This window comes from Enterobacter vonholyi (assembly GCF_008364555.1).
In the GTDB taxonomy this organism is placed as follows: Bacteria; Pseudomonadota; Gammaproteobacteria; order Enterobacterales; family Enterobacteriaceae; genus Enterobacter; species Enterobacter vonholyi.
In genome coordinates this window covers 204,365-222,168 of the sequence record NZ_VTUC01000002.1, presented here as the reverse complement: position 1 = coordinate 222,168, position 17,804 = coordinate 204,365, and the positions used below count along the sequence as shown (strand labels likewise).

Below are 17,804 nucleotides of genomic sequence, written 5' to 3'. Positions count from 1 at the left end.
TAATATCACGGGTAATCACCTGCTATATGGTCAAAAAAGGAACCAAAAAGGATGCTTTTTACCCTTAAGAAATACATTGGAGGGATGATGCTTCCCCTTCCGCTGCTGCTCATCATCATCGCGCTGGGGCTGGCGCTGGTGTGGTTCAGTCGCTTTCAGAAAAGTGGCAAAACGCTTATCACGCTCGGCTGGTTAGTCTTGCTGCTGTTAAGCCTGCAACCGGTCGCGGATGGTCTGTTACGCCCCATCGAAAACAAGTACCCGACATGGCAGGGAAATCAGAAAGTGGCGTATATCGTGGTGCTGGGCGGCGGATATACCTGGGATCCTGACTGGGCCCCCAGTTCAAACCTGATCAACAACAGCCTGCCGCGGCTGAACGAAGGTATTCGCCTCTGGCTGGCGAATCCGGGATCAAGAATGATCTTCACCGGCGCGGCGGCCAAAACGAACCCGGTGAGCACGGCTGAAGCGGGCGCCAGGGTCGCGGAATCGCTCGGCGTACCGCGTTCTTCAATAATCACTCTCGACAGCCCAAAAGATACCGAAGAAGAGGCTGCCGCTGTGAAGCAGGCGATTGGCGATGCCCCGTTCTTACTGGTGACCTCCGCCTCACACCTGCCGCGCGCGATGATTTTCTTTGAGAAGCAAGGCCTGCACCCGCTTCCCGCGCCGGCAAACCAGATGGCCGTCGACGCGCCGCTCAACCCGTGGGAGCGGGCTATCCCCTCCCCGGCGTGGCTGATGCATAGCGACCGCGTCGGCTATGAGACGCTTGGACGCCTCTGGCAGTGGCTGAAAGGATCGTCAGGCGAGCCAGGGCAACAGTGATTTTGTTGCCAGATCGAAGTTTGCGCGATTAAAACGTCCGGTGTTCACCAGCTGCGCGACTTCGTCCCAGAGCAGGTACAGCCAGCGCCGCCAGAGAAATGCTTCCGCAACAGGGGCGCGCTGAAGGTAATGCCACAGTAAACCTTCCGCCGCCCCGCTGTCGCTGAGCCTGAAGAGCTCATATTCGCGCGGAGCCCAGAGCATGATCCCCGGCCCGAGCATCGCCAGAAGCTGATCGCTGTGGGCATCTTTGAGCATGCTGCGCAGGGTGAAATTACCGTGGATCAAAACGCAGTTGTCATTAAAACCGTCGAACAGTGCCGGTAGGCACTCGCGGGTGCGAAACAGAATGCGTTTGTCCTGCATGGTTAAACCGGTATTGTTGAACTGGTTAAGCGTCCCCCAGAGCACTTCCACCCGCTGGCGGTACCACTGCGGCCACAGGTTTTCCTGAGTGCTGTCGACCGGACCAACAAGCCCGCGGCTATCCTGACGGTGCCAGGCCAGCAGCGCCTCGACAATCTGGTCTTTTAACTGCTCCCAGCGTTCCGGCGTGCGCGCAGGCGCTTCAACGGACACACCGCGTAAACGCTCAATCAGCAGCACGTCCGGGCCGGGGTGTTCCTCGTGGGTCATCACGCCGTACACCGTCGGCATACGGACGGTCCCCTCCCGCGCCAGCATCGACATTTTCCATGCAAGCTGCCTGGCTACTCCCGGCGAGGTGAAACTTCTGGCCATCAGCGGCATTGGGTTGCCCTGACTGTCATACAATGACCAAAGCGCGGTATCGGCCTTTTCACTCACGCATTCTACCCGGCTTAATTTCTCACCCAGCAGATGGCTAAGTTCGGCACGCAGCTGTTCCATATGAGATTACCCCCATTAAGACTACTGCTTTTATAATGAGCGTCCTTAATGAAGATGTCACCCGGAAGAGATCAATCAGGAAAAAGAAAGTGAAAAATAAAGCGGAGAGTGCATCCCTCACTGCGGAGAGATGCCGGTAAGATTAACGCAATTCGGCTCGAACGCGCTCAAGATCTTCAGGGGTGTCTACGCCCGTGCCGGGAACTTCCTCAGCAACGGCAACGTGAATTTTCTCGCCGTACCAGAGCACGCGAAGCTGCTCCAGCATTTCGATATGCTCCAGCGGGCTCGGCGCCCAGGCCACATAGCGGCGAATAAAGCCGGCGCGATAGCCGTAGATGCCAATATGACGCAGGAAGGTATCACCGATGGTCTCTTTAGAAAGCGCAAAGCGATCGCGATCCCACGGAATCGTAGCTCGGGAGAAATAGAGCGCATAGCCTTCCGCATCCATGACGACCTTCACCGCATTCGGATTGAATGCCTCTTCAGCGTGGTGAATGGGTACCGCCAGCGTGGCCATTCCGACCTGACGCTGGGCCAGGTTTTCGGCCACCTGACGGATAATCACCGCCGGGATCATCGGCTCGTCACCCTGCACGTTTACGATGACCGTATCATCACTGAAACCACATTTCTCAACCACTTCCGCCAGACGTTCGGTGCCGGACTGGTGATCGGCGCGGGTCATGCATACCTCACCGCCTGCTGCCTCAACCGCACGGGCGACGTCAGGATGATCGGTAGCAACAATCACGCGGTCGGCACCGGATTCCCTTGCACGCTCAAGAACATGCACAATCATCGGCTTGCCGTTGATATCCACCAGCGGTTTACCCGGCAGACGCGTTGAGGCATAACGCGCAGGGATAATGACAACAAAACTCATGGTTTGCTCTCTTCTGCTACCAGGGAACGGGCTTCATTTTCCAGCAGTACCGGAATGCCGTCACGCAGCGGGAAAGCCAGGCTGTCGAGCTTGCAAATGAGCTCCTGTTTGTCCTGGCTGTAGTAGAGTTTGCCGTTGCATACCGGGCAGGCAATAATTTCAAGTAAACGGTGATCCATAGTTCCTCCGTATGGGTAATAGCTAAAGCTTAACACATTCCCTTTTCAGGGCGTGCCTGTTTCCCAGCCACTTCGACAGGATGTAAACAATCCATCAGGTACCCGGCCCAGCGTCACGTCGCGGGCACCCTGCCAGCGCGCGAATTCGCTAATGGCGGACGTTAACCCTTTTTCCAGGCTCGCCGTCACCCTGACGCCTTCTTGCAGATAAAGCGCAATGATTTCAAGCGTTCCGGTCTTGCGGTGCATTTTGGCATCCATACGCCCGACCAGTTGCCCCTTGTGCAGCAGCGGTAAAACAAAATAGCCGTACTGGCGCTTTGGAGCCGGGGTATAACATTCCAGCCGGTAGCTAAAATCGAACAGCTGCTCGGCGCGTTTTCTGTCCCAGACGACCGGGTCGAAAGGCGACAGCACCGCACTGTGTGTTGCCTGAAGTTTCCCCTCCAGGGCCTGAGGCAGTAGCGGGAGGAGATCCGCATGCAGCCACATTTCGCCCAGCGTTTCCACCGTGACGGGAATGATGCGCTGTTCGCTTTGCCACATGTCCAGCAAAGGTTTCAGCGGAGGCTGGCGGAGGCGGTAATAGTCTGCCAGCCATTGGGTGCGGAAAATCCCCAGGCTGCGGGCGCTGTTCTCCAGCATGATGGCCTCAGCCGCCTCCTGGGTAAGCAGGTCACGCTCGTCGTCCCAGTGCGGCATCACGCGAGGCGTAAGATCGTAGACGCGCTGAAAATTACGCCGCTCAATCACCATCACTTTGCCAGAGGTAAACAGCCCTTCGAGATGACGTTTATGCGGCTTCCACTCCCACCAGCCGCTGGTGCCTTTGCGCGGGTGTTCAAAATCGGCGGAACGTACGGGACCGTTTTCCTGAATATGCGCGATGAGCTGCTCAATTTCAGCCGCATGTTCCTGCATCCACGCCTGTCGGTATTTCCAGCCCATCTTTTCCGGCGCGAGCATGCGGTGACGAACCAGGGCAAAATCGCTGCGGGGCAGAAAGCAGGCTTCGTGCGCCCAGTACTCCATCAACTCCCCCTTGCTTAGCGCTTCATCCAGCCACTGCGAAGGATAATTCCCCAGTCGACTAAACAGGACCAGGTAAGGGCTACGGGCCACAATGTTAATGGTGTCGATTTGAAGCAGCGACATGCGCTGGACGGTAGAGAGAATATCGGCAGGCTGTGCGCGGCGGCGGGGCTTTTTGAGCAGCCCCTGCGCGGCAAGGTGTAAATGACGTGCGGCTGAAAGCGAGAGTTGCGGTAATGACATGCGTTTTCCTGTCAGTCTAAGCGCCACCGGAACCGCGTAAGCCTTTACTGCACCAACGCAATCAGTTCCTGGAGCAAGTGTTCCGGCTGCTCGCCGCTGAGTTCAGCGTCAACCGGCAGATACCACCAGTTATCTTTCGCAAAGGCACGGCATTTTACCGCATCTTTTTCAGTCATGATCAGCGACTGTCCGGGCACAGTCAGGGCGTCAACCTGCCCTTCCACCAGCGCCTGGTGGTCGGCCAGCGGAACGCGTTTTTCAAGCCGGGCACCACACTGTTCCAGCGTCGCGAAGAAGCGCGGGGGATGACCAATTCCCGCCATCGCCACCGGTGAAGGTAGTTCAGCAACCGACCGGCGTTCACCCGTCGCCAGGTTGACCGCCAGACCCGGCTGCAGGTGCATCGCGATTTCGCCCGATTTTGCCTCTCCACCGTTCACAATCACCGCATCAACGGACTTCAGTCGCGAAGCACGTTCACGCATAGGGCCGGCAGGCAGCCACCAGCCGTTACCGAAACGGCGAACACCGTCGATGACCACGATCTCTTTATCACGCGCCAGGGCATAGTGCTGCAAGCCATCATCAGTGATGATGATTTGTACCGCCTGTTCGGCAAGCAGTGCCTGAACGGCGTCGCTGCGCACCGGAGAGACCGCAACCGGCGCGCCGGTACGCTGGAAAATCAATACCGGTTCATCACCCGCTTCGGCTGTCGTGGTTTCCGCCGTCAGCAGCAGCGGATAACGCGCCGCTTTGCCACCATATCCGCGCGATACCACCCCTGGGCGGATGCCGCGTTTTTGCAATTGCTCCACCAGCCAGATCACCACCGGCGTTTTACCGTTGCCCCCTGCCGTAAGATTACCGACAACCACAACCGGCACCGGCGCGCGCCAGGCACGCTTCAGCCCCAGACGGTAAAGCAGACGGATAATGCCGCTTACCAGGCCGTATAGCCAGGATAGCGGCAAAAGCAGCAGCCACAGCGGGTTCTCACCGGACCAAATGCGTGCAATCATTCGCCAAACTGCATCTTATGAAGCTGGGCGTAAACGCCGCGGTGCTCCAGCAGGTCAGCATGGCTTCCGCGTTCAACAATGATACCGTCCTCAACCACGACGATTTCGTCAGCCTGCTCGATAGTCGACAGACGGTGTGCAATCACCAGCGAGGTACGGTTCTTTTGCAGCTCATCCAGTGCAGACTGAATAGCACGTTCTGATTCCGTATCCAGCGCAGAGGTCGCTTCGTCCAGAATCAGAATCGGGCTATCGCGCAACAGCGCACGCGCAATGGCGATACGCTGACGCTGACCGCCGGAAAGAAGTACCCCGTTTTCACCGATTATCGTATCCAGGCCGTTATCCATCTTATTGATAAAGTCCATTGCGTAGGCCATACGCGCGGCGTTCTCAATCTGCTCGCGGCTGTACTCATCAGTGCGCGCGTAAGCGATGTTGTTGGCGACCGTATCGTTAAACAGATGCACGTTCTGAGAAACCAGAGCAACCTGGTTACGCAGCGACTGAAGGGTATACTCCCGCAGGTCATGCCCGTCTAACAGGATCTCACCTTCGTTAATATCGTAAAAACGGGTGATCAGACTGGCAATGGTCGATTTACCCGAGCCGGAACGGCCTACCAGCGCCACGGTTTTACCCGCCGGAATGGACAGGTTGATATTACGCAGGGCCGGTGTTTCGCGGCCAGGGTAGGTAAAGGTCACATTGCGAAACTCAACGTCGCCGTTTGCACGCTCAATGACGCGCTTACCTTCATCTTTTTCCTGTTCGGAATCCAGAATGCTGAACAGGGTCTGACAGGCAGCCATCCCACGCTGGAACTGGGCGTTGACGTTTGTCAGGGATTTCAGCGGACGCATCAGGGCGATCATTGAGGAGAAGACCACGGTGATGGTACCTGCAGTCAGCGTCTCCATTACGCTTGGGAAGCTTGCCGCATACAGGACGAATGCCAGCGCCAGTGACGCAATCAGCTGAATAATCGGGTCAGAGATGGAAGAGGCTGAGACCATTTTCATCCCCTGAAGACGCATTTTGTTGCTGACTTTATCAAAGCGTTTTGTTTCGACTTCCTGACCGCCGAAGATCAACACTTCCTTATGCCCTTTCAGCATCTGTTCCGCGCTAGTGGTAACCTGCCCCATCGTGTTCTGCATATTCTTACTAATATTGCGGAAGCGCTTTGAGACGACGCGGATGGCAATAGAAACTACCGGCGCCAGAACGATAAGGATGAGCGACAGCTGCCAGCTGTAATAGAACATCATCACGAACAGGCCGATGATTGACGCGCCCTCACGCACAACGGTGATCAGTGCGCTTGAGGACGAGGAGGCAACCTGCTCGGAGTCGTATGTAATACGCGACAGCAGCGTCCCGGTAGACTGCTTGTCAAAGAACGAGACCGGCATGCCCATCATGTGGCTGAACAGGCGACGGCGCATGGTCATCACCACTTTCCCGGATACCCAGGAAATGCAGTAGCTGGAGATGTAGCTGGTGATACCGCGTAAGATCATCAGTCCGATAACCACCAGAGGCATCCATAGCAGCACTGAGCGATCCGTTTTACCAAAACCGTCGTCCAGTAACGGTTTGAGAAGCGATAGCATAAAAGTATCGCTGGCTGCGTTGAGGATTAACGCTACTCCCGCCACGATCAGGCCTGTTTTAAAGGGCGCAATCATCGGCCAGAGACGGCGGAAGGTTTGCCACGTGGAGAGATCTTTGTCGTTATGCATTCAAAAAACCAGCATTCGTTGAAATAGCCGCATATTCTACCCGTTATCGACGGGCGCGCCAAACCACTGATGATACCAAACGGGTAAAAATTGCTCTCGCAAGCGCCGGATTTGCCAGTGATGTTGCGAGAATGTCACCGATATTTGTCCAGAATGAGGGGTATCGTGCCAGATATACCCCTCTTTTCGATAGCGTCGGACAACTTTTGCTGACGGGAATCGCCATGCGTTATAGCGGGCCGCTGAATCCAGAGCGATTTTACCTTCCACGCGCTGTACCAGCGGCAAGGAAGAAGAAGTAATGCTGCCATGATGGGGCACCTGTATGAGGGTAGAGGTCAGATAACGCCAGTAATGGCTAAGCATAGCCTGTTCCGCCTGCGCTTCAATATCTCCTGTTAGCAGAACATTCTGCTCACCGTCGTCGATTTTTACCACGCAGGAATGGTTGTTTCCCTGAGCCGGGTAATTTTCAGGGGGCCAGTGTACGGTGAAGGAGAGTCCCTGCCATCTCCATCTCTCCCCGCGAAAACAGGGGTGATGCCCCGCCTGGCGCAATGGGCTTCTTACCCACAGGTCAGGCCACGCTTTTTGCAACGATGCGAGACCTCCCGCATGGTCGAGGTGCTCATGACTGAGAATAACGCCTTCAGGCCGCAGGTGATGCCAGCGAAGCCACGGGATTAGTAACCGCTGTCCGCTGTCCCCGCCCGGCCAGGCGAGCCCGGTATCATAGAGAATGGCCTTCCCCTGCCGTTCAATGACTATTGCCAGCCCCTGCCCCACATCCAGCATATGCAAAGTCCAGCTCTCGCTTTTTTCCGTTCTCCAGAGAGGAAATGTCAGTAAGACACTTCCTGCAAAACAAACGGCGGGAAGGGTTTTCCAGGCACGAAAACGCCAGCCAATGATGATAAGCCAGGGCAGTAGTGTCATGTACTGCCAGCGTTGATCTACACTCTGCCAGCCATCAGGCAGGCGCATGAGGAGCCAGAATAGCCCCGCAAGTGACTTATCGGCTGCAAACCAGACAACGCTTTCCAGTGCTTCCAGCGGCAGCAGATGAAGCAGCATGCCGAGCAGGATCAGCGGTACGGAGACAAACGTCACCAGAGGAACGGCAAAGAGATTCGCGACCAGTGAGGTGAAGCTGAAGCCATGGAAAATCAGAACCTGTAATGGCATCAGCAGCATCAGCATACCGACCTGCAGATAGAGCAGGTTCAGCAGCGGCCGTATACGTCGGGCCCGTTGCCAGTCAGGAAGAGGCAGCCACTGAAACCAGAAAATCAGCGCGGCGACGGCAAATGCAGACAGGGCAAGACTCTGCGAAAGTACGGCTAAGGGATCGCTTATCAGGATCGCTGCGATACAGCATCCCCATACCTGCCAGGGAGACCATTGGCGGGCAGCGATCCGCAACATTGCAAGCACAGAAAGCGCGATGACCGTTCGTAGCGCAGGAGGTTGCAGACCGGTAAGCCAGGCATAGAAGGCGGCAAAGCATAACCCAGCCAGGAGAGGCATTTGCCAGTGGACCCGATGGCTGGGTAATAAAAACTGGAGTCCACGTGCAAGTAACCAGACGAGAGAGGCTGCCAGCGCGATATGCAGGCCCGAAATCGCCATCAAATGCAGCGTCCCGGTTTCACGCATCAGGTCTTTTATTTCACGGGGAACATCCAGACGTTCACCCATCCCAAGTCCGAGGATAACCGCACCCCAGCGGTAAGCAGAAAGTCGGTTTTGCAGTGACATCAGGTATTGCGCTCGCAGGCTGCAGCGCCCATCGACGAGTTCAGCACGGGTGAAGCGCCCACTCAGCGTTTGATGTTGGGCAAAGGCGCTGCGCTGAGAATCATAACCGCCGTCGTTCAGTTCGCCATGGGCAGGCCTGAGCCTGAGCGTCATGGTCCAGCGCTGACCGGCACACGCTTTCTGTGCCAGATAGTTGCCATACAGCGTTACGCCGGTTGAAGCCCACCAGCGCTTGCCATCAATGCTGCGAATGTTTCCCTGATGCAAAGTAGCGCCGTCGGTCGATGTGAGCTCTACCTCAGCCTGCACGGCCCCCGTGGTTAAATGCTGCATCGGCCAGACGCTCTCCTGCGCGGCCAGAATGCCCCACGCACAAAATAACAACGTAATACCAGCATACTTCACTCGATGGTTTTGCCATGCAGCAAGCACTATCCCGCCAGCCACCATGACCCACACGGTGTAAGGTGATGGCAGTTCAGGTAACCAGAGTAACGGGGCTATCGCCAGAATGGCGCAGATACTAAGCGTGGGAATTCCCATTGCTACCTCCCTGTTTCAGAGCGGCAGTATGTATGCAAGCAGTGCGAAATGTCAGATGAGAAGAATGCGTTTTACAGCGCGCGCTGTGTTGTTTTTATCGGCTTACAGAAAACGAAACTGAAAATGCGGGACATCTTCAGAATAAAAGCGACAGACACAAAAAAAGCACCCGCAGGTGCTTTCTTTCGAACCCAGTTTAACCGGCTGGCTAAACTCAGTTACCGTAAATATTGGCGCGATCGCGCAGTTCTTTACCCGGCTTAAAGTGTGGAACGTACTTACCTTCCAGCTCGACTTTATCGCCAGTTTTCGGGTTACGCCCGGTACGTGGAGCACGATAGTGCAGAGAAAAACTACCGAAACCGCGGATTTCAATGCGCTCGCCCTGGGCAAGAGTGGAGGCCATATGCTCCAGCATCTCTTTTACGGCATCTTCCACTGCCTTGGCAGGGATATGCGGTTGCTGACTGGCAAGTCTTTCAATCAATTCTGACTTGGTCATGATTCCTCCGGTTCCTTTCAAACCAATTAGCTGAACAGCTCATTAAACAAGGGCGGCCGTAGCCGCCCTTTGTTATTGATTACAGGACGAATCCTGCAATCTGTCAAGTTTGCTCCTCATCCTTCACGCTGTAAATGCGTTACAGCTCAAATGATGCTGAGAACCTGATATTACTCGCCTTTAGCTGCTTTGAAAGCTTCAGCCATTGCGTTGTTAGAGAAGTTTGCATCTTCCTGTTTGTTAACAGTTGCGATTGCATCTTTCTCATCAGCTTCGTCTTTAGCACGAACAGACAGGCTGATTGCACGGTTCTTACGGTCAACACCGGTGAACTTAGCTTCAACGTCGTCGCCTACGTTCAGAACCAGAGTGGCATCTTCAACGCGGTCACGGGAAGCTTCAGAAGCGCGCAGGTAACCCTCAACGCCGTCAGCCAGTTCTACGGTTGCGCCTTTAGCGTCAACAGCAGTTACTTTACCGTTTACGATTGCGCCTTTCTTGTTCAGTGCAACCCAGTTGTTGAACGGATCTTCTGCGAGCTGTTTAACGCCCAGGGAGATACGCTCACGCTCTGCGTCAACCTGCAGAACAACTGCAGCGATTTCGTCGCCTTTTTTGTATTCACGAACTGCTTCTTCGCCTGCAACGTTCCAGGAGATGTCAGACAGGTGAACCAGGCCATCGATGCCGCCGTCCAGGCCGATGAAGATACCGAAGTCAGTGATAGACTTGATTTTACCTTCAACACGGTCGCCCTTGTTGTGGGTTTCCGCGAACTGCTGCCATGGGTTGTTTTTGCACTGTTTCAGGCCCAGGGAGATACGACGACGTTCTTCGTCGATATCCAGAACCATTACTTCCACTACATCACCAACGTTAACAACTTTGGATGGGTGGATGTTTTTGTTGGTCCAGTCCATTTCGGAAACGTGCACCAGACCTTCAACGCCTTCTTCGATTTCAACGAAGCAGCCGTAGTCAGTCAGGTTGGTTACGCGACCAGTCAGTTTAGTACCTTCTGGGTAACGCTTAGCGATAGCTACCCATGGATCTTCGCCCAGCTGTTTCAGGCCGAGGGATACACGAGTACGCTCGCGGTCGAACTTCAGCACTTTAACAGTGATTTCGTCGCCCACGTTCACGATTTCGCTTGGGTGCTTAACGCGTTTCCACGCCATGTCGGTGATGTGCAGCAGGCCATCAACGCCGCCCAGGTCAACGAATGCGCCGTAGTCAGTGAGGTTCTTAACGATACCTTTGACTTCCATGCCTTCCTGCAGGTTTTCCAGCAGCTGATCGCGTTCTGCGCTGTTTTCAGATTCGATAACGGCACGACGGGAAACAACAACGTTGTTACGCTTCTGGTCCAGCTTGATTACTTTGAACTCAAGCTCTTTGCCTTCCAGGTGCAGGGTGTCACGGACTGGACGAACGTCTACCAGAGAACCTGGCAGGAACGCACGAATACCATTCAGCTCAACAGTGAAGCCACCTTTAACTTTGCCGTTGATAACACCGACCACAGTTTCAGCTTCTTCGTAAGCTTTTTCCAGCGTGATCCAAGCTTCGTGACGTTTCGCTTTCTCACGAGAAAGCAGGGTTTCACCGAAGCCGTCTTCTACTGCGTCCAGAGCAACGTCAACTTCGTCGCCAACCTGGATTTCCAGCTCGCCCTGGGCGTTTTTGAACTGCTCTGCCGGAATGGCGGACTCAGATTTCAGACCGGCGTCAACCAGTACTACGTCTTTGTCGATAGCAACAACAACACCGCGAACGATGGAACCCGGGCGGGTTTCGATTTCTTTTAAGGATTCTTCAAACAGTTGAGCAAAAGATTCAGTCATGTTTAATCTTCAGGTTAATATTAACGTCCACCTGGCTCCGTGCCGGATGGGGTTGTTTCACATACCCGCCGTCAATCCATTGCAGCGGGGGTACTGCTAAATCGGTCGCGATTACGCGAGTGCCAGTTTTTGGCGCGCATATTGTAGCGCTTTTTCAATCACTTGCTCAATAGTTAAACTGGTTGAATCCAGAACTAATGCATCTTCTGCTGGAACAAGTGGAGCGACGGCGCGGTTACGATCGCGGTCATCGCGCTCTTTTATCTCGGATAAAAGGCGATCAAAGTTAACACTAAACCCCTTTTCCTGCAACTGAAGCATGCGGCGCTGAGCGCGTTCTTCTGAAGAGGCGTCAAGGAAAATTTTCACAGGTGCATCAGGGAATACCACGGTTCCCATATCGCGTCCGTCCGCGATCAAACCCGGGGCTTCACGAAACGCGCGCTGACGACGTAACAACGCCTCACGAACGCGCGGGAAGGCCGCTACCTGAGAGGCCGCATTCGCCACTTCCTGAGTACGGATTTCCCCGCTCACGTCTTCCCCTTCAAGGATCACTTCCAGGTTGCCATCGGTCGACACGAAACGCACATCAAGATGCGCGGCCAGCGGAACCAGCGCTTCTTCTGACGCCACGTCCACGTGATGATGTAGCGCAGCCAGAGCCAGCACGCGATAGATTGCTCCCGAATCTAAAAGATGCCATTGCAATGCTTCCGCCATCGCTTTGCACAGAGTCCCTTTCCCTGCGCCACTCGGCCCATCAATGGTGATTACCGGGGCAATTGCCGTCATCTTTTTCTCCTTAAATAAGGCATACCGTTTACATGAACGCCGCGCATTATACGCGTCAACGTGCGCAACTGTTACCTTTGCGTGCAAATTACGGATTGATTGAAGCAGAGTGTAGAAGAAATGAACGGAAGTGTTCGTCAGGAAGCGTAAGGAAATGCCGCATCAGGCGATGCGGCAAGGTGTTATCAGGCCAGCGTGCTAATGCGTGCCAGCTGTTCGAAGTAGTCCGGGAACGTTTTCGCCGTACATTTCGGGTCAAGGATGGTCACAGGCGTGTCTGACAACGCCACCAGCGAGAAGCACATCGCCATACGGTGATCGTTGTAGGTTCCGATCTCGGCAACCTGCAGTTTTGCAGGAGGCGTGATGCGAATGTAGTCTTCGCCCTCTTCCACCTCAGCGCCGACCTTACGCAGCTCAGTCGCCATCGCGAACAGACGGTCAGTCTCTTTTACGCGCCAGTTGTAGATATTACGCAGCGTGGTGGTGCCTTTTGCAAACAGCGCCGCAGTGGCAATGGTCATCGCCGCATCCGGAATATGGTTCATGTCCATGTCGATGGCCTTCAGATCGCCATGGGTACAGGCGATGAAGTCATCACCCCAGGTCACAACCGCGCCCATTTTTTCCAGCACGTCCGCAAAACGGATGTCGCCCTGCACGCTATTGCGACCAATACCGGTGACCTTCACGGTACCGCCTTTGATCGCGCCCGCAGCCAGGAAGTAAGAAGCCGACGAAGCGTCGCCTTCAACCAGATAGCTGCCCGGAGACTGGTACTGCTGTGCCCCACGCACCACGAAGCGCTGATAAGACTGGTTTTCCACCTCGACACCGAAGGTTTTCATCAGGTGCAGCGTGATATCAATATAAGGTTTGGAGACCAGCTCGCCTTTAATCGTAATAACCGTATCCTGCGGTGCCAGCGGCGCGGTCATCAGCAGTGCCGTCAGGAACTGGCTGGAGACGCTGCCGTCAACCTCGACGTGACCGCCGTTAAAACCACCGCGCAGACGCAGTGGCGGATAGTTTTCCTGCTCCAGATACTCAACCTGCGCGCCGCCCTGACGCAGTGCATCCACCAGATGGCCAATCGGACGCTCTTTCATGCGAGGTTCGCCGGTCAGCACAATGTTGTTGCGCCCAAGACACAGGGCCGCCGCCAGCGGACGCATCGCGGTACCCGCATTGCCCAGAAACAGCTCAAGCTCTTCATCCGTCTGCAGCGCGCCGCCGCTGCCGGTCACTTCGCAGCGGGTACGATCGTCGGAGAGAATGTAATGAACACCCAACGCTTTCAGCGCATTGAGCATATGGCGTACGTCATCGCTGTCCAGCAGGTTTGTAAGGACGGTGGTGCCGTTTGCCAGTGCTGCCAGCAGTAGAGCGCGGTTCGAGACACTTTTTGAACCAGGCAGATTAATGGTGCCATCTACCCGCGCGATAGGTTGTAACGTCAGGGATTCCATGAAAACTTAACTCTCAACTCAACATAATAAAAACCCCGCAGCAGGGCTACGGGGGTGAAAACAGCGCTATTAACCGTGGCGACGTTCGAAGTCGATCATGAAATCTGTCAGAGCTTTAACGCCTTCCAGCGGCATCGCGTTATAGATGGAGGCACGCATGCCGCCAACGACACGGTGACCTTTGAGCGAATGCAGGCCTGCCGCGAAGGACTCTTCCAGGAACACTTTATCCAGGCTGCTGTCCGCCAGTTGGAACGGCACGTTCATGCGGGAACGGTTAGCTTTCGCCACATCGTTGCGATAGAAATCGCTTTTGTCGATCACGCCATACAGCAGTTCAGCTTTCTGCTGATTCACCTTGTCCATCTGCGCCACGCCGCCGTTTTGCTTCAGCCATTTGAAGACCAGGCCGGAAAGGTACCAGGCAAACGTCGGTGGGGTGTTGAACATAGAATCGTTGTCGTTCAGCACGGTGTAATCAAGAATCGACGGGCAGGATGTATGTGCTTTACCCAGCAGGTCTTCACGCACGACGACGATAGTCAAACCGGCCGGACCGATATTTTTCTGCGCGCCCGCATAGATAACGCCGTAGCGGCTGACATCAATTGGCGCAGACAGAATGGTGGAGGAGAAGTCGGCGGCAACCACGACATCGCTGCCGAAGTTTGGCGTCTCGTCGATGGCAATCCCGTCAATGGTTTCGTTCGGGCAGTAGTGCAGATAGGCTGCGTTATCAGAAAGCTGCCACTCGCTCATTGGCTTCACGGCGCGCAGGCCATCAACGGTCACTTTTGCGTCGATAACATTCGGCGTGCAGTATTTATGCGCTTCTTTAACGGCGCTCGCAGCCCAGTAGCCCGCGTCAACGTAGTCAGCCGTCGTTTTGTCACCGAGGATATTCAGCGGAACGCCTGCAAACTGGCCGCGTCCACCGCCGTGGCAGAACAATACTTTGTAGTTCGAGGGAATATTCAGCAGATCGCGAAAATCCTTTTCTGCCTCTTCGGCCACCTGAATAAACTCTTTACCACGGTGGCTGATTTCCATCACCGACGTACCGAGACCGTTCCAGTCACAGAGTTCCTGTTGAGCCTGTTTAAGCACGTCTGCCGGTAACATTGCCGGACCTGAACTGAAATTAAAGACTTGAGCCATTTCCCCTCACCACGCTAAAAGCCATAAGTTATAACTGTGGATATCGGTTTTATCATTCAGTGACACGCGCCGCAATGTCTAAAACTTATGACCCGTGAAATGTGCCCCGCGTCACACAAAACAATCTGCCGCCTCGCCATGACAAAACCGACAAAATGGCTGTCAGGTGATGCGTTTGGCCCGGCTAACCTTCGTCCATTCCGGATTTGCACAGCGGGGGCATAATTGACGATCCCCCGGCTGCATCGCGAGCACATGGCTACATCTCACGCAGGCATACTCGCCTGACTCAGGTACGGTTCTGAAACGCTCGATCAGCATATCCGGCAGGATACACAGTCCCGGCTTCACCTCGTCGTCAGAATAGTAATAGACGCTGATCTGCCCGTTGGTCTCCATGATCGCCAGACGCACCTGCCCGAGCTGTTCAACGCTATTCAGTCGTAGCTCCATAAAGAACTCAAACTCGGTCATATTGGCGCTTTGTACATTTTCCCAGGCCAACTGCCCGTCCTCGACGATAACGACCGGCTTCCCCTCAAGCAGATCTTCCAGCTTTTCGCTTTTCGACATCAGCCACATGACAAGGCGATAAAGAAGCGCCAGTGAAACAAAAACGATAAACACCGGCACCATCGGCACATCATCATAGAAGGCGACATCCCCCGCCGCTGAACCCAGCGTCAGGATGATCAACACCTCAAAGAGCGACATCTGCCGTACGCCGCGACGGCCGGTGATTTTAAGAAACAGGAAGACAAGTACGAAGGTATACAGGCTGCGCAGCGCCACTTCGCCCAGAAATTCAGGAGGAACTTTATCAAACGCCATCCGCTGGAGATCAAATGCTTTCATTTTTCTATGCCTTAACAGTCAGTTACTGCCACTAAGCATAGCCCAGCCATTTATTTTCGCCGAAGATAGCACCCGTCACGCAAAACCCGTATCATTGCGCGCTTTACGTACGATAAAAGTGAACGCCATGACTCAAACGTTTATCCCCGGCAAAGATGCCGCTCTGGAAGATTCCATCGCTCGCTTCCAGCAGAAACTGACCGACCTGGGTTTTAACATCGAAGAAGCCTCCTGGCTCAATCCGGTGCCTCACGTCTGGTCCGTGCATATTCGCGATAAAGACTGTGCCCTATGCTTTACCAACGGTAAAGGCGCGACAAAAAAAGCGGCACTGGCCTCTGCGCTGGGTGAGTATTTTGAGCGTCTGTCCACCAACTATTTCTTCGCTGACTTCTGGCTGGGCGAGACTATCGCTAACGGCCCGTTCGTTCACTATCCAAATGAAAAATGGTTCCCGCTGACCGAAGACGACGAACTGCCGGAAGGTATTCTCGACTCACGCCTGCGTGCCTTCTACGATCCAGACAACGAACTGACCGCCAGCATGCTGATCGATCTGCAGTCTGGCAATGAAGACCGTGGGATCTGCGCCCTGCCGTTCACCCGCCAGTCTGACGAGCAGACCGTTTATATTCCGATGAACATCGTCGGCAACCTGTATGTGTCCAACGGCATGTCCGCCGGTAACACCCGCAATGAAGCGCGCGTGCAGGGTCTGTCCGAAGTCTTTGAACGCCACATTAAAAACCGCATCATTGCCGAATCCATTAGCCTGCCTGAAATTCCGGCCGACGTGCTGGCGCGCTACCCGGGCGTGGTGGAGTCCATCGCTAAGCTGGAAGCAGAAGGTTTCCCAATCTTTGCCTATGACGGCTCGCTGGGCGGCAAGTACCCGGTTATCTGCGTCGTGCTGTTCAACCCGACAAACGGCACCTGTTTCGCCTCCTTTGGCGCGCACCCTGACTTCGGCGTGGCGCTGGAACGCACCGTCACCGAGCTGCTGCAGGGCCGTAGCCTGAAAGATCTCGACGTGTTCACCCCGCCAACGTTTGACGATGAAGAGGTGGCTGAACATACCAACCTCGAAACCCACTTCATTGACTCCAGCGGTTTGATCTCCTGGGATATGTTCAAACAGGACGCAGACTATCCGTTCGTGGACTGGAGCTTTGCAGGGACAACGGAAGAAGAGTTCGCGACGCTGATGGCGATTTTCAAAGCCGAAGACCAGGACGTCTATATCGCCGACTACGAGCACCTGGGCGTCTATGCATGCCGCATTATTGTTCCCGGCATGTCCGACATCTACCCTGCAGAAGATCTGTGGCTGGCGAATAACAGCATGGGTGCACATCTGCGCGAAACGCTGCTGGCTCTGCCTGGCAGCGAGTGGGAAAAAGAAGATTATCTGAATCTGATCGCCCAACTGGACGAGGAAGGCCACGATGACTTCACCCGCGTACGCGAACTCCTGGGTCTGGCGACCGGTAAAGATAACGGCTGGTATACCCTGCGTATCGGTGAACTGAAAGCGATGCTGTCCCTGGCGGGTGGCGACCTGGATCAGGCCCTGGCCTGGACCGAGTGGACCATGGAGTTCAACCAGTCGGTCTTCTCTGCCGAGCGCACCAACTATTACCGTTGCCTGCAAACCCTGCTCCTGCTGGCACAGGAAGAGGATCGCGAGCCGCTGCAATACCTGAATGCTTTCGTGCGCATGTACGGTGCTGAGGCTGTAGAAGCAGCCAGCGCGGCCCTGAGCGGTGAAGCGCCGTTCTATGGCCTGCAGGCTGTTGATAGCGATCTGAAAGCCTTCCCGGCGCACCAGTCGCTGCTGAAGGCCTACGAAAAACTGCAGAAAGCAAAAGCCGCTTACTGGTCAAAATAAGCGCACATAACATTACCAGCAGTAGGCGTATTCAATCGTCTGGGCTATATTACGGGGCAATTTCATTGCCCCGTTTTTTATTTTCTTCGGCAATGACTGTTGATTGTAATAATAAAGTTAAACATGGGTAAATATAATAATATTTACCTGGGCTTTACTGTTACTTTTTATGGTAAATACT

Annotated in this window: 15 protein-coding genes; 2 read left to right on the top strand and 13 right to left on the bottom strand. The window is 54.8% G+C overall.

What is annotated here, in order from left to right:
• Positions 1-51: 51 nt before the first annotated feature.
• Positions 52-831, top strand: a complete 780-nt coding sequence (gene elyC / locus F0319_RS03270; RefSeq protein WP_149366272.1) for an envelope biogenesis factor ElyC — start codon at positions 52-54, stop codon at positions 829-831.
• On the opposite strand, the gene F0319_RS03265 is transcribed toward elyC, so the two are convergent.
• The 13 genes from F0319_RS03265 to F0319_RS03205 form a co-directional block, all read right to left on the bottom strand.
• Positions 808-1,701 (bottom strand): YcbJ family phosphotransferase, encoded by an 894-nt coding sequence (locus tag F0319_RS03265; RefSeq protein WP_149366271.1) that lies wholly within the window; start codon positions 1,699-1,701, stop codon positions 808-810. The two genes, elyC and F0319_RS03265, sit on opposite strands and share 24 nt — an antisense overlap.
• A gap of 142 nt (positions 1,702-1,843) precedes the next feature.
• On the bottom strand, positions 1,844-2,590 hold the full coding sequence (gene kdsB / locus F0319_RS03260; RefSeq protein WP_008499959.1) for a 3-deoxy-manno-octulosonate cytidylyltransferase: 747 nt from the start codon (positions 2,588-2,590) through the stop codon (positions 1,844-1,846).
• The gene (ycaR, locus tag F0319_RS03255) at positions 2,587-2,769 is read right to left on the bottom strand and encodes a protein YcaR (protein WP_006174474.1); all 183 of its coding nucleotides are present in this window, start codon (positions 2,767-2,769) and stop codon (positions 2,587-2,589) included. Before ycaR ends, kdsB begins: the two co-directional genes overlap by 4 nt.
• Positions 2,770-2,814: 45 nt before the next feature.
• Positions 2,815-4,044 carry a winged helix-turn-helix domain-containing protein gene (locus F0319_RS03250; protein ID WP_149366270.1) on the bottom strand — a complete coding sequence of 410 codons (1,230 nt, stop codon included), beginning with the start codon at positions 4,042-4,044 and terminating at the stop codon, positions 2,815-2,817.
• Between the two features lie 44 nt (positions 4,045-4,088).
• Positions 4,089-5,066, bottom strand: a complete 978-nt coding sequence (gene lpxK / locus F0319_RS03245; protein WP_149366269.1) for a tetraacyldisaccharide 4'-kinase — start codon at positions 5,064-5,066, stop codon at positions 4,089-4,091.
• Entirely contained in the window at positions 5,063-6,811 is a 1,749-nt protein-coding gene (gene msbA, locus F0319_RS03240; protein ID WP_111964565.1) for a lipid A ABC transporter ATP-binding protein/permease MsbA, read from the bottom strand. Before msbA ends, lpxK begins: the two co-directional genes overlap by 4 nt.
• 36 nt (positions 6,812-6,847) lie before the next feature.
• Positions 6,848-9,112, bottom strand: a complete 2,265-nt coding sequence (locus F0319_RS03235) for a ComEC family protein (RefSeq protein WP_149366268.1) — start codon at positions 9,110-9,112, stop codon at positions 6,848-6,850.
• A 214-nt stretch (positions 9,113-9,326) separates the two neighbouring features.
• Entirely contained in the window at positions 9,327-9,614 is a 288-nt protein-coding gene (ihfB, locus tag F0319_RS03230) for an integration host factor subunit beta (RefSeq protein WP_008499965.1), read from the bottom strand.
• Between the two features lie 170 nt (positions 9,615-9,784).
• Positions 9,785-11,458: a 30S ribosomal protein S1 gene (gene rpsA / locus F0319_RS03225; protein WP_008499966.1), complete on the bottom strand. Its 1,674-nt coding sequence runs from the start codon at positions 11,456-11,458 to the stop codon at positions 9,785-9,787.
• Between the two features lie 111 nt (positions 11,459-11,569).
• Positions 11,570-12,253: a (d)CMP kinase gene (gene cmk, locus F0319_RS03220; RefSeq protein ID WP_024907794.1), complete on the bottom strand. Its 684-nt coding sequence runs from the start codon at positions 12,251-12,253 to the stop codon at positions 11,570-11,572.
• A gap of 185 nt (positions 12,254-12,438) precedes the next feature.
• Positions 12,439-13,722, bottom strand: coding sequence for a 3-phosphoshikimate 1-carboxyvinyltransferase (gene aroA / locus F0319_RS03215; RefSeq protein ID WP_111964567.1), 1,284 nt, complete (start codon positions 13,720-13,722; stop codon positions 12,439-12,441).
• A gap of 69 nt (positions 13,723-13,791) precedes the next feature.
• Complete coding sequence (serC, locus tag F0319_RS03210) at positions 13,792-14,880, bottom strand: 3-phosphoserine/phosphohydroxythreonine transaminase (RefSeq protein WP_115874635.1); 1,089 nt, start codon at positions 14,878-14,880, stop codon at positions 13,792-13,794.
• Positions 14,881-15,042: 162 nt separating this feature from the next.
• Positions 15,043-15,735, bottom strand: a complete 693-nt coding sequence (locus F0319_RS03205; RefSeq protein ID WP_111964569.1) for a DUF421 domain-containing protein — start codon at positions 15,733-15,735, stop codon at positions 15,043-15,045.
• 127 nt (positions 15,736-15,862) lie between these two features.
• On the opposite strand from F0319_RS03205, the gene ycaO reads away from it, so the two are divergent.
• Positions 15,863-17,623, top strand: a complete 1,761-nt coding sequence (ycaO, locus tag F0319_RS03200; RefSeq protein WP_149366267.1) for a 30S ribosomal protein S12 methylthiotransferase accessory factor YcaO — start codon at positions 15,863-15,865, stop codon at positions 17,621-17,623.
• The last annotated feature ends 181 nt before the right edge of the window (positions 17,624-17,804 follow it).